The 12,336-nt window shown below is 68.3% G+C and carries 12 protein-coding genes; 4 read left to right on the top strand and 8 right to left on the bottom strand.

The genetic code is table 11. From position 1 onward, the window contains the following. The first annotated feature begins 138 nt into the window (after positions 1-138). The 4 genes from ACL06G_RS02555 to ACL06G_RS02540 all read left to right on the top strand — a co-directional run bounded on the left by ACL06G_RS02555 (position 139) and on the right by ACL06G_RS02540 (position 1,470). Entirely contained in the window at positions 139-333 is a 195-nt protein-coding gene (locus tag ACL06G_RS02555; RefSeq protein WP_412835312.1) for a ribbon-helix-helix protein, CopG family, read from the top strand. A gap of 2 nt (positions 334-335) precedes the next feature. Then, on the top strand, positions 336-728 hold the full coding sequence (locus ACL06G_RS02550; protein WP_412835347.1) for a type II toxin-antitoxin system death-on-curing family toxin: 393 nt from the start codon (positions 336-338) through the stop codon (positions 726-728). A 196-nt stretch (positions 729-924) separates the two neighbouring features. Then, positions 925-1,185: a ribbon-helix-helix domain-containing protein gene (locus ACL06G_RS02545; protein ID WP_412835311.1), complete on the top strand. Its 261-nt coding sequence runs from the start codon at positions 925-927 to the stop codon at positions 1,183-1,185. Positions 1,186-1,329: 144 nt separating this feature from the next. Further along, positions 1,330-1,470: a type II toxin-antitoxin system Phd/YefM family antitoxin gene (locus ACL06G_RS02540; protein ID WP_412835310.1), complete on the top strand. Its 141-nt coding sequence runs from the start codon at positions 1,330-1,332 to the stop codon at positions 1,468-1,470. Positions 1,471-1,836: 366 nt separating this feature from the next. Here the strand turns inward: ACL06G_RS02540 and ACL06G_RS02535 are convergent, their stop codons facing one another. The 8 genes from ACL06G_RS02535 to ACL06G_RS02500 form a co-directional block, all read right to left on the bottom strand. Further along, positions 1,837-2,409 (bottom strand): hypothetical protein, encoded by a 573-nt coding sequence (locus ACL06G_RS02535; protein ID WP_412835309.1) that lies wholly within the window; start codon positions 2,407-2,409, stop codon positions 1,837-1,839. Between the two features lie 719 nt (positions 2,410-3,128). Next, a complete protein-coding gene (locus ACL06G_RS02530; RefSeq protein WP_412835308.1) occupies positions 3,129-3,365 on the bottom strand; it encodes a hypothetical protein in 237 nt (78 codons plus the stop codon). Positions 3,366-3,450: 85 nt separating this feature from the next. Continuing rightward, positions 3,451-4,833 (bottom strand): hypothetical protein, encoded by a 1,383-nt coding sequence (locus ACL06G_RS02525; protein WP_412835307.1) that lies wholly within the window; start codon positions 4,831-4,833, stop codon positions 3,451-3,453. A 3-nt stretch (positions 4,834-4,836) separates the two neighbouring features. After that, positions 4,837-5,178 carry a hypothetical protein gene (locus tag ACL06G_RS02520; protein WP_412835306.1) on the bottom strand — a complete coding sequence of 114 codons (342 nt, stop codon included), beginning with the start codon at positions 5,176-5,178 and terminating at the stop codon, positions 4,837-4,839. Between the two features lie 312 nt (positions 5,179-5,490). Next, on the bottom strand, positions 5,491-6,864 hold the full coding sequence (locus tag ACL06G_RS02515) for a hypothetical protein (protein WP_412835305.1): 1,374 nt from the start codon (positions 6,862-6,864) through the stop codon (positions 5,491-5,493). A 163-nt stretch (positions 6,865-7,027) separates the two neighbouring features. Next, complete coding sequence (locus ACL06G_RS02510; RefSeq protein WP_412835304.1) at positions 7,028-9,181, bottom strand: DEAD/DEAH box helicase; 2,154 nt, start codon at positions 9,179-9,181, stop codon at positions 7,028-7,030. After that, positions 9,181-10,506 carry a BREX system ATP-binding protein BrxD gene (gene brxD, locus ACL06G_RS02505; RefSeq protein WP_412835303.1) on the bottom strand — a complete coding sequence of 442 codons (1,326 nt, stop codon included), beginning with the start codon at positions 10,504-10,506 and terminating at the stop codon, positions 9,181-9,183. The genes ACL06G_RS02510 and brxD overlap by 1 nt, the downstream gene beginning before the upstream one ends. 46 nt (positions 10,507-10,552) lie before the next feature. Then, positions 10,553-12,301: an AIPR family protein gene (locus ACL06G_RS02500; RefSeq protein ID WP_412835302.1), complete on the bottom strand. Its 1,749-nt coding sequence runs from the start codon at positions 12,299-12,301 to the stop codon at positions 10,553-10,555. Between the last annotated feature and the right edge of the window lie 35 nt (positions 12,302-12,336).

Here is a 12,336-nt window from a genome sequence, read left to right as displayed (position 1 = left end):
GCAGGCCGCCTGACCCGCAGGCCGTCGACGCCCGTGCGCTGCCCCGTTCTCCGGCAGCAGCGCGCGGGCGGCGGCGTCGTGCTCCTCACCCCGGGCGACGCAGCCCTACCCCGGATACCAGGCCGGTATCATGCGGGTATGGCGATGACACTCCGGCTCCCCGACGATCTCGACGCGAAGCTCACCGAGCGCGCTCGCCGTGAGGGCCGCAGCAAGCAGGAACTCGCCATCGAAGCCATCCGCGAGGCCCAGGACCGAGCCGAGTCGACGGTCGACGACGTGCTGGTCGAGCTGATGGACAGCGACGCGGAGATCCTGGACTACCTGAAGTGACCGTGACCGACGTGCGGTACCTCCGGATCGACGAGGTCCTGGCCATCGCCCGCACGGTCAACGGCACCGGGCACGGCGTGCGTGACACGGGGCTCCTGGTCTCCGCGATCGAGCGGCCCCGAACCCACATGTTCGGAGTCGAGCTGTATCCGACGCTGCACGAGAAGGCGGCGGCCCTGCTGCACTCCGTCGCCCGCAACCACGCGCTGATCGACGGCAACAAGCGCACCGCCTGGCTCGCGGCCCGCGTCATCCTGCGGTTCAACGGCGTCAGCGCCGGCACCGCCCCGCCGCCCGCCTCCATTGCCGGCCCGTTCGTCGAGGACGTCGCGCAGGACAACGTCGACGTGTCGAGCATCGCCGAGCGCCTGGCGCACTGGTTCCCGGTCGCCTGAGGCGCGCCGACGAGCACGCCGGACGCGCCTGAGCTTCACCCCGCTCCATGAAGGTGCTGAAGGCAGGTGCTCACCGACTGCACCGGGCCTCGGGTGAGGGATCGGGGACTCGAGGCTGTCGAGAGCCCCTCGGCGCTCACCGCAGCGTCGCTGTCCGGTCGGCTCCGACGGTCCGAGCCGACGTTACGCTGGGTGCATGTCCAGGAAGCGGACCACTGTGTACGCCGACCAGCAGGACCTCGCCCTCATCAAGGAGGCGGCAAGGCGGCGGGGCATCAGCGAGGCCGAAATCATCCGCCACGGCATCCACCTTGCGGCCATGGCCAACCGTGTCTGGGACGAACCGTTCTTCTCCCGCACGTTCCAGGGATCCGGCCGCGCTCCGGTCGGGAGCGAGGTGACCGTCGCCGTCGCCAGGCCGAGCAGCGCGAGGCCCCGGGGCCGGACAGCCGGGTGATCAACGCCGACGCTGACGGCTCCGGATTCCACGCGGCGCTCGACTCCACCCATCCCTGAGCACGATCTGTCGAACACTTCTGCAGGGGCGGCGACAAGAGGAGGACGCGTAGCACAGTGACACACATGGAGCGACACTGCTTCCATGAAGATCATCACGCAGCGCGAGTTCCGCAACAACTCCGCGGCCGTTGTGCACGCGGTCGAGGCGGGCGAGACTTACCAAATCGCACGTAGCGGTGCTGCGGTCGCTGAGCTGCGCCCCTCCGGCACAGGCGCGGGCTGAGTGCCGAGGAGTTGGTCGCACGGCACCGCAGACTGCCTCGCGTCGACCGTGCGGAACGGCGACGGGACGTGGGCGACGTTGGTGCGGCGGACCGGGACGGCGACGCCGACCCGTGGGAGCGCAACTGGGGGTGACCACGATCCGCCCGGTCTGCTCGGAACCTGCACCTACATCGATCTGGGCGTGCTGGAGCCCGCTGCGCTGCCCAGTGCTCCAGAGCTCACGGCCGTCACTCTGGCCGAGCTGCATCGGGGAGTGGCCATGGCTCGTACGGCGGTGGCCCGGGCCGCACACATGGAGAAGCTCGGAGCGGCCGTGGCCGACTTCGAGTCGCTGCCCTTCGCGAGCTGCTTGTGCGGCGCGGCGTCAAGGGCGGGGGCTTGTCGACGGCTGCATGGTCCGGCCCTGTTCGCCTATGGCTTCGCGGGCGGAGAGGAAAGCCGCGAAGCCGGGGGCGTTCAGCGGCTCCGGGGCATCTCCGGGGGTCTCGGCAGCGGCGGTGCGGCAGTCGGGACAGAGATCGTCCCCGCTGTCGGGGGCAGGGGTGAACAGGCGCGGCTGTGTGTGGCGCGTGCGGCACTCGCGCATACCGGAGAGCCGCGGTTGTGGGCGCGGGCCGGACGGCGGCAGGGGAGGAGCGTCGGGGAGGGCGTTCGCCAGGCGCCAGCGGAGGAGGGCGATTGTTGAACGCGCGCCTGCGAGGCCCTGGGTGAGGGTGTGCCGCAACTGGTCGCGGGGCTGCCCGGTGTCCAGCCAGTCGACGGCCAGGGGAGCCAGGCGACGGGCAGTGTGCCGGGGCAGGCTGAGCCGCGCGTCGTCGCGTCCGAGTGAGTGCAGGAACGCCTCTGCGTCCAGCAGGCGGGTGGACTCCTCGGACGGCCGCGCTTCGTCGTTCGTCGTTCCCGACCCCGCCTGGTCCTGAAGCGGCTCTGCCGTCACCTCCGCTGCACGCCCTGGTGCGGACGAGGAGGGGTGGTGAGTGTTCTTCCTGGTGTTCCCTTCTGGTTGACGGCCGACGGCCTGGCCGGTCGGTTCACCGGCGGCCGGTTTCCGGTCACTCGGCGGCTCGTCTGTCCCCATGCCAAGGTGCGCCCCGCCGGGCGCCGGCTGGAGACCGTCGCGTACGGCGAGCGCTTCCTTCGCGTTCAGTGGGGAGTTGGAGACGAGCTGGACGGTGACGAAGCGTCCGCCTCCAACCTGCGTCCGCCACTCGTGCAGATAGCCCTCGTTCCGGAGTTGGCGCTTGGCGTTCTGGAAGGCGCACTTGCCGATCCCGGCGCGGCGGGCGGTGTCGCTGAGGCACTGCCGATCTCCGGGTGGGAGGGACAGCTGTCAGTTCAGGAGGGTCTTCGCGTCCGACGACAGGCGTGGATGGCGGAGGATGGCGTTCGGGATCTGCGCGAACGCACGCGCAGGCGCGATAGCATGCCGGAGCATTTCGGGGACTCCTGTGTAAGTCCTCGGGGTGTAGGCCCTCGGGTTGGTGCGCTAACACCTCCGGGGGCCGCCTCACGTTCGGTGCGAGGCAACCCGTTCAGGCGGCAGCGTACACCTGCTTGTGACGGTGTGACGAGATTCCGTAGCGCAGTGTGATGATCGGCGCGGGTGGTGTGTGAGGAGAGCCGCGAACGTCGACCGACCCTCAGCAGGCAGAGTGCTCATGTCCCGGGCGCGAACACCATCCGGGCAACTGCGGTCATCGCCAGGAGCGCAGGGATGACGAACCACCACTTCCGCAGACCGGCGAGAGCGACGAACGCGGCTGTGACGGCGGCTGCAAGGACTTCCGTCAACAGCCCCAAGCCGGCCATCAATCGGACCGTGTCCGTCACGCTCACGTCCCACGGCCCCTCCGAGGCCGCCATCAGGGCGTTGAGGATGAAGAAGCCTCCCACGGCATGAAGAGTGACCAGGGCAAGGCCACACCCTCCCTGGCTGGCCGTCCGCGCCCACGTGTGGGGGCGCGGATGGGTCTTGGAGTCAGTCACGCAGAGCCTGCCTGGCGTCGTCGGCGTTGTTCGCGAAGCCCCGACCGTAGGCTTGAGCGGCGTCGCTCTCCCAGTACGGGCCTCCGTTGTACCGTGCTGCGAGCTCCTGTCGCTGGGCCGGGGTCAGCTCGTCCGCCGGAACGTCGGCGAACTCGCTCTCGGCCTTGAGCTGAGCAAGGTACTCCGAAGCGATGTAGATGTTGGTCCCTGGATTCTGTGTGGCCTCCTCGACCTCGCTCCACTGGGCCGGCGTCATGTGCTGAGGGTCGTAGCCGAGCACTTCCGCGGAGCGCCGGAGCTGGATGGCCATCGGCCCCATGGATGTCTCGTCGGCTGCGCCGCTGAGTCCGACCTTGTCCGCCACCCACTGGACTTCCGGCCAGGCTTCGTGCTGGTTCTGGCGGTAGTTGTGGGCGATGTCATCGGCCCAGCCCGGGTCGCCCTGTACTTCCTGCCAAGCGATGCCCGCAACCATGTCGGCGGGAAGCCCGGTGTGCTGAGCAGCGTCCCGGATCTGTTCACGGTTGGCGTGGATCCACTCGCGGCGGTCCTCGTCCGAGTTCGAGGGGAGCCAGTAGTTGTTTCCCTTGGCCTCCGGCATTCCCTCGAGGCGGGAGCGTATCTCCTGCAGTTTCGGGGACACCCGACCGTCTCCGACGTCGCGCGGAATTCCGTCGACCTTCGGCCCCGTTCCGGGAAGAGTGACGTAGGGGTCGTCTGCGGCCTCCCGGACTTCGTTCTCGAACCCAGGCATCCCGGCCAGAAGGGTCGACGGATGAGGGAGGTCGCCGCGGAGATCCGGAAGCGAACGGTACGCTTTCCGTAGATCGGCTGTGCAGTCTTCCCGCGCCTCCCGCTCGAGGCGGGCGGCGTCGGCGTAGGCCTGTTCGATCTGGTTGTAGTAGTTTTCGGCTTCGTCTCTGATCTCGTCCACATCGACGGCGATCTCGGCGATCCAGTCGAGCACGCCGGTTCGCTTCCGCAGATCTTCCCACTGCCTCATCGGCTCGGCCTGCTGTGCAGTCTCCGTCACCGGAGTGGCGACTCGGGACATGACTTCGGAGAGCTTGCTCTCGCAGGCCGTGCCGTCCGAGAAGCGCCCCTTGGCCTTCTCCACGGCGTCCGCGTAGTCGTTGAGTGCTTTCCACGCATCCCGGTAGGCCACCGACAGATCTCTGGCCAGGTACTCGGCGTCGCGGAGTTCTCTCTCGTAGCGGTCGTTGGCCTCGCTGACCCAGTCCGTCAGCTTCGCCTTGCGGAAGGAGTCGTCCGTCGAATCCAGCAGTTGGTGGAGGCGTCGGAACTCGTCGGCGTTCTGCTCGATCAGCGCCGGATTGCACAGTTCGAGGAACTCCACGTCAGCGCGGTAGGTCATGGCTCACCTGTCCTCGGGGCGCACGAAGCGGCTGTCGGTCAGGATGTCGTTCAACGACCCTTGGACGCCGGCTTCGGTCTCTGCGTACGCCACGCTGTTGGTCTTCAGCTTGGTGGACAAAGCGGCCAGCAGCGAAACGGTGTCCAGGAACTGGTCGTTGGTGAAGCGCGCGAACGAGTAGATCTCGTCCGAGACCTCCTGATGCGACCGCGGAACGCGGGCCGTGACGGACAACTCGCCGTCCGGCCTGCCCCGGTACAGCAATCCCGCCATCTCCAACAGCAGATGCGCGCTTCCATCGATGGACTCGGCACTCGCCGAGAAACCGTCGGCATGAGATGTCATGTACGTCCCCCCAGATCGTCTGTCATCGCATGATAGGCGCGTTCGGCTTCGTGAGGTCACCAGGCCCATATGCACCGTTCGGTTGGCCTGGAGCTGTCATCCGGGGGCGAGCGGCCAGACCGTCTTGCCGGGGACTCCGACGCGGGGGCGGTAGTCCCAGCGTGGGCCGAGGGCGTCGACGAGTACGAGACCGGGCCCGGTGGTGGAGGCCGAGGTGCCCGATCCTCGCCGGATAGGTGGACGCCGTTACCGTCCCGGCATGCTTCCCGCGCCGTGCATGACGACAGTGCTTGTCGTGGTTCCGGGACGGCGTCAGCGTCGTGTCGGCCGCTGACCCGGCAGTAGCCGGATGGCGAGCACGGAGCCGTCGGGGTGAAGGGAGACAGGCCCGCCCCACTTCTTGTCCCAAGTGAGCTGAGGGAGCGTGCGGCGGGCAGCATGTACACGCTTGCGGTATTCGTCGACTTGCCTTTCGCAGAGAAGCCCGAAGAGGCTCGCTTCCACACCGGAGAACGCCTCGACGCGGGGGCCGTTCAATCGGAACACGTGGTCCGTGCCGGCAAACGTTGTCCCAAGGAGTTCGTGACTGACGTCCTGGACGCTGCCGCTTGCGGCGTGCCCGAAGCCCTCGAATCGCTTGCGGCCTTGCCGCTCGGTCAGATACCGGGCGGTCGCCTCGCCCGAACCGACGAAAGCCATGAGCCCCGCCGCCGCGGTGTGGCCGAGGGCTTGCTGGAACCAGGCGTGGTACTTGGGCGTCACATGACAGCCGGGTACCGACTCCGGGATCGAGTCCCCCACAGGGGGTGGCTGGATGCCTGGGAAGACGTTCTCCTGCACGGGAACCGAATCCAGAATCACTTTCCGCTCTCCGGGGAGGTTGTTCAGCCAGCCGCCTCGTCCCGTAGCCTGGAGCGCATGGACGGTCACGGCGCCGTTCATCGACAGCTCCGTGCTGAACAGCAGACTCGGAGTTTCGTTCCATTCGCCGACGTGCACGGCCTCGGCGTGGGCCGAGTTTGATGCCAATTGGCCGGAAGAGTTGGTGGCGTTGCCGTGGTGACCCTTGCTGGCGACGGGGATGACGAGCGACGGCTCTCCTGGACGCCAGACTTCAGCGAAGTACTGCGGACGGTAGCGGTACTTCACCGTGGGGCCCTTGTCCCTACTGGTGAGCGCCCACCCTGCACGCAGAGCGGTGTCCGCGGGGACGATCGTCACGGAATGATCTGGGAAGCGCCGGCCCAGCAGCTGCTTGGTGAGGGTGAGCGCGAAGCCGATACCCAGTTCGCCGGACTGCAGGTTCTTGTACTGCTCCTCGATTCGCCGTCCCTCGTCCGTGAGACCGAGGAAGCGATCCGCTTCGCCTGCGAGAGCCTGGTTGTATTTGAGAGCCCCCCAGTGCTCGGCCAGTCCTCGCCCCGCGCCGCGCCCCGACAGCGTGGTTGCCCGGCCGAGCGTGTGCAGGACGTCCCAAGGAACGACCGCCAGCTGGCGGCTCAGTTCCGTGCGGGGGATCGTGGTCAGGCAGGGCTTGCGGCGGAGGGGTTCTTCTTCCTTCGCAGCCTTCTCCTTGTCGTCCGCGGCTATTGCAGCGTTCACGCTGCCGACCAGCTCGTCTCCGGAGCGCACGGCAATGTTGGACGACTCGAGCAGATCCAGAAGTACCTTTTTGACGGACTTCAATGGGCCCTCCGTGCCTCGTGCGGTCGTGGACCTCACGAAGGTATGAAGGAACCCGACGGAGCACGCAAGTACGCAAGGGCGCGTTCCCCCCACCATCGAGGCGATACTTCCGAGGTTTCTTCCTCTCCCGAACGGGTGCCCGGTGGAGGCCTTCCCACAGGCTTCAGGCCGAGGATTCGATGGAGAAGCGCACCGGCTCTGACAGGACGGTGCGCGCACCGTCGAAGTCGGCGAGTCGCGCCGAAAGCGTGGCTACGGCAAGGCGAGGGGGGAGGCCAGCAGAGAACTTGAGGCCGCGCACGGCCCGCTGATCGACTTCGGGCAGGACGAGTGCCGCCCCGTCCTGAGCGGAGGCAAGGGCGCTGCGCCACATGTCCTGGGTCAGATCCTCACGCAGGCGCAGGGAGACGTCGCTCGGGCGCTGGACCGGGTCGGCAATCGAGGCCAGAGTCGCACTCAGCGTCGCATTGGCGCGGTACCCCGCCCATGTCCACCAGCGGACATCGTTGCCCTGCCGCATCACAAGGGTTCCGCCCGGGTGGACGAGTCGGGGCGCCTCCTCGTCACGCCAGTCCTGAAGGCAGGACTCCGCTCGCCGTGTGAGGGTGACCGGTGGGTCGGTGCCCAGAAGGACCTCCCGCATGGCGCGGGTCAACGCGTAGGAAAGCCCGGTGAGCGTGCCCCCCGACCACTTGGCTACTCCGCCACCGTCGACCGGTTCGACGAAGACCCGCTTGCGCCCCCAGTCGATGAACGTCACCTGCCAGCTGCGGCCGGCCAGCAGCAGGCGCCGTGGACCGGGGCGCTCCTCCGTGAGGACCGACGGATCCATCCGGCCGATCTCGTGGCGCCCGGACAGGACGGTGAATTGGGGTGGTGCCGTGAAGGATGCCGTCAGCTCGATGAAGTGCCGGCGACCGAAACGCTGCTCGGCCTGCGGGCCGATGAACAGCATTCCGCCGTCGGCGTCCAGGAAGCCCTGCTCCCGCAGGTGACGCAGGATCGGTGCGGCTGAGCGGTCGAAGGGCGGTAGGCCGTTCCACTGCTCCGGCCAGAGCCGGTCGCCCAGCTTGTGCTCCTGGAGTGTGACGGCGAGCAGCTGCTGGGCGACGAGATGGCGTGGCTCGGGCGGTGGGACGACCGGCTCGACCCAGCTGCGGCCCCAGAGGAGCAGGAGCCCGGCGGCCTGCAGCAGGGTGTCCTTGCGGGTGGCGAGGAACAGGCAGTTGCGGGTGCTTCCCGCACGGCGTCCGGTGCGGCCGACGCGCTGGAGGAACGAGGCGACGGTATCGGGCGCGTCGATCTGGACGACGCGGTCCAGGTCGCCGACGTCGATGCCGAGTTCCAGGGTGGAGGTGGCAACGATGACGCAGTCACGTGCCTCGGCGAACGCCTGCTCGGACCGTGCACGCTCGTCGGCCGAGAGCGAGGCGTGGGACAGGAACACGGTGACGTCGCGCGCCCGGAGCGCGGCGCCCAGTTCCTCGACCTGTCGGCGGGAGTCGCAGAAGACCAGTCGCTTCTCACCCTTGTGCAGGACGGCGAGGACCTTCGCGGCGTTCGTCAGGGAGCCCACGTAGTCGAGCTCGATGTCTCCCGGTGGCGGAGCTCCATCGGCAGCGGCTGACGGCCTCGGCGGGTCAGCGAGGTCCGGGGCGACGACGCGCCCGGTGCGCCGTCCGGCGCCCGACCCCTGGAGCCAGGTGAGGAGTTCCTGCGGATTACCGACGGTCGCGGACAGCCCGATCCGCTGGATGTCGTGGCCCGTGACTCGTTGCAGGCGCTCCAGCACTGCCAGGAGGTGCCAGCCCCGGTCGTCACCGGCGAACGCGTGCACCTCGTCGATCACGACGGCACGGATCCCGCCCAGCAGGTGGGCGTGGTCCGTCTTGACGCCGATCAGCATTGCTTCCAGCGACTCGGGTGTCGTCAGCAGGATGTCGGGTCTGTCGGTACGGATGCGCCGGCGCTGGGCCTGTCCCGTGTCCCCGTGCCACAGGGCTGCGCGGCGTCCCAGCCACTGGGCGTAGCCGTCGACGCGGGTCACCAGATTGTTCAGGAGAGCTTTGAGGGGGCACAGGTAGAGCACTGAGGTGCCGCTCCACTGCTGAGCGGCCATGGCGGACAGGATCGGCAGGCAGGCTGCCTCCGTCTTGCCGCCGGCGGTGGGTGCCAGCAGCACGGCGTCCTCTCCGTCCATCACCGGGTCGATCGCGGCCTTTTGCAGGGGACGCAGGTCCGGCCAGCCCAGCGTGTTGACCACGTGGTGCAGGATGACGGGGTCGAGCCGGTCGACGGGATCTGCGTCGGGCGTCATCACAGGTCCAGTTCGATGTCGTCGGCCGACGACGATCCTGCCAGGTTCCGTTCGACGTCGGTGAGTTCGTTACTGCGCACTGTGAAGGCGTAGTGCTGTCGCGGGTCGAAGTCCGGAAACTGGTCCACCCGGTCCAGGACGTCGCCGACGAGCTTCTTGAGGAAGAGCCGAGGCGCGACGCCGGCTTTGCCGCCGAGAGCGCCTCCGACGGCGCGGGCGAGGTCCGCGACATAGGTGTCGTCCGCCAGCGTCTTGATCCGGTCCGGTGAGTCTGCGCCGGATGCGTAGAGATCGCGGATGCGCGAACCGAGGCTGGTCAGCGACTCCAGGGTGAAACCGGGCAGGCGCAGCTGAACCGCCCGCGGGTTGTCGAACCGCGCATCGGTCGTGAAGTCGGTGGCGAGTCGCTGGGCGAGAGGCGGCAGTCGCTGCACACCCTGCTGGCCGTCGAAGAACGCGGGCGTTCCGGTGATGACGAGGTAGAGACCGGGAAACCGCCCGGAGTGGACTTCGTCGATCAGCTGACGCAAGGCGTTGAGCGCCTTGTCGCGGGCGTCGGAGCGCACGCGCTGCAGCGTCTCCACCTCGTCCAGTACGACGAACAGGCCTTGGTGGCCGGAGTCCCGCAGCACGGTGAGCAGCCCCTGCAGGAAACCGAGGGCCCCGAAGTGGTCCAGCTTGCCGCGCACGCCTGCAGCCCGGCGGGACGCCGCCGCCACATGGGGCTGGCCGCCGAGCCAGGCGAGGACGGCCGCCGCGGTCGGCTCGTCGCCTCCGGCGAGCGCGGAACGGTAGCCGCGCAGTGCGGTGGCGAACGAGGGGGCGTGCCGGGACACCTCGCTCAGGCGGGCGGTCAGCAGCTGCTCCACCGCGCCGCCGAGCTCCTCTTCGTCCGCTCCCTCGGCGAGGGCGTCCTCCTCCAGCCCGTAGAACCAGGCGTCCACCACGGGCCGGAGCGCGCTCGGCGGGAAGCTGGTCGTGGAGAGCCGTTCGGTGAGGCGGCGGTAGACGGTTTCCAGTTTGTGGAGCGGCGTCTCCGTCTCCGAGATCTGGATCTCCGCGACGGCGAAGTTGCGTTGCCTGGCGCGCTCCCCGAGCCAGCGGGTGAAGAACGTCTTGCCGGAACCGTACTCACCGCGCACGGCCTTGAAGACGGACCCGCCGGAGGCGACCGTCTCGATCTCCGCGTCGAGCGCGGTCTCGAAACGGTCGAGCCCGGTGGCGAGGAGGTCGAGGCCGCTTTCGGGCACCGCACCGCGCCGGAGTGCGTCGAGGGCGGTGCGACGCCGGGCGGCGGAGACGGGAGAAGAGCGCGGATCGATCACCGGCTCATTGTCCCATCCGCGCCGCTTCGCCGGCCGGACGGTGACGTCACCTGCGGCGGAGGCTTCCGTACCCCAACCCGGTCGTCAGAGAGGCGACGAAGTCACTGCTTTTCGCGGTCTTGTCCGGCCCGGCCCGCTTCTCCCGCTGGAAGGTGTCGAAATGCTCCTGGAGCGACGCCCACAGCGACTGCAGGCGGGCGTCGCTAGGGAAGGCGTCCTCCCGGGCGGCGTTGTTCAGGTTCTCCGGCTTGCTGAACACCCGGCCCACGAGGTCCACGGCACCCAGCATGGCGAGGTGGAAACGGAGGTTGGTGTGCAGGGAACGGGAGACGGGGTCCGACGTGGACTGCAGGAACTCGTCCACCCGGCGCTGTGCACGGGCCAGCCACAGGTAGACGGGCAGTTCCGTCTTGTCGGAGAACACGCGGCGGTAGTCCGAGTCCGACTTGAGCAGGCTCGAGGGACGGGCGCGGGCGTAGTCGGGCTGCCCCAGGGCCATGGCCATCACGGACTGCGCCAGCAGCGGGATGCTGACGATCCGGTCGGCGGTCTTGCCCTGGTTCCGGTAGAAGTTCTTCCGCCGGTCGTAGAACCAGTCGTGTTCGAGGAAGTACGACTCGATCTGCCGCTGGATGTCGTCCGTGGCACGCAGCGAGGCCACGGGCACGCTCGTCTGCCGGTTGGTGGCGCGGATGACGGAGTCACGGGCCGCCTGGTCCACGGTGACGAGGATCCGGACCTGCACCAGCCTGTCGAAGACGGGGTCGGTCGGATCACTCAGGTAGAGGTCCTTGAGCGTCTCGTGGAGGGTGTACGAGGTCTGCAGGCCGTTGACGACCTGCACGTCGGACAGGCTGAGCCGCTTGCCGACGGAGGTCGCCTGCGAGCACACGATCGTGATGCCGTTGTTGAGCCACCAGAACTCCGGTGCGTCCGGGTCCCGGAGGGCCGCCGTGATCTCCCGGTTCACCTCCACGTTTCCCTGGTAGTCGCGGACGTTCCAGTCGAAGATGTGGGACTTGATCGCCCCGCTCTCGTCGCTGAGGAAGTCGAGGTACTCACCCAGGGAGACGAGCGCGAGGTGGCTGGTGCCGTGGGTGATGCTCTCCCGGTAGGGAAGTTCGAGGGTGTATGAGGGGAGAGTGCTGGCCCGCCGCCAGAGCTCTCCGGGACCGAGGAACTCGACCTCGCCGGTGGAGATGGCGAAGGCGTTTTCGAACTGCGCTTCCAGGAGCTTGGCCTTCGCCTGGACCTTGGGGTGTACGTCGCTCGCCTCGCCGCGCGTGACGTAGGAGAACTTGATCAGCACGGTGGGGTGGCGGGTGAGCAACCGCTGCAACGCCGTGCGGAACAGGCGGAAGCGGGCCAGGAGGTCGTCGGCGTACAGGACATCGACGGTGGCTTCGTCGACCTCCATGTCCAGCAGGTTCTTGCAGGTGGACGCGGCCTTGTCCAGGGCCACCTCCGAGAACCCGGCACTGGTCTTGGCCTGAATGAGCCACAGGGTTAACCGGGTGCCGTGTTCGACGTTCGCGGCGCCCGACTGAGGCTGGAGGATCTCGCTGTCCTCGTGCAGCAGCCGGCCGCCGAGGAAGACGTACGCTCCGTCGATGCCGCCGTCGTCGGCCCCACCGATCACCCCGGCCTCGATCTCCTCGTCGGAGAGTCCGAAGCCGTGCAGGGCATGTTCGCTGGCGAACCGCTCGAATTCGGCGTCGAAGGAGAGAGGTACGCCGCGCGCGTGGCGGCGCTCCTCGATCATCTGGTTGATCAGCACACGGTCGTTGGCGCTCATGTCTCCGGGCTCTCGGTGGGCGGCAGGGCGAACGG

Source organism: Streptomyces callyspongiae (assembly GCF_047200695.1).
Classification (GTDB): Bacteria; Actinomycetota; Actinomycetes; order Streptomycetales; family Streptomycetaceae; genus Streptomyces.
This window is presented reverse-complemented; position numbering and strand designations above follow the sequence as displayed.